1 pseudogene is annotated in these 249 nt (G+C 68.3%); it reads left to right on the plus strand.

The features are described 5' to 3' along the window. A pseudogene (locus SB822_RS59415) lies at positions 1-249 on the plus strand (acyl dehydratase); the annotation flags it as partial.

Genomic DNA, 249 nt, shown 5'->3' on the forward strand with positions numbered 1-249 from the left:
CGTCGACTCTCGCACAACGCGATGCAGTCCGGCCGAAGACTGTCGTTATCGACACCTTGCCCACACCGGCGCGTCTTTATGCGCGCGCGTTGTCGGGCATCGTCAAGCGCGGACGTCCGGCGCAGTTGCCGGCGTTGCGTCTCGTGCGCCCCGCCGTCGCGCTCGATGCCGGGCCCGCGTGGCGTTATGCGCGCGTGTGCGGCTTCATTCCCGAACACGGCGTGCCGCTCACGTATCCGCATCTGCTCG

It is taken from the genome of Paraburkholderia sp. SIMBA_054, from assembly GCF_046534875.1.
In the GTDB taxonomy this organism is placed as follows: Bacteria; Pseudomonadota; Gammaproteobacteria; order Burkholderiales; family Burkholderiaceae; genus Paraburkholderia; species Paraburkholderia hospita.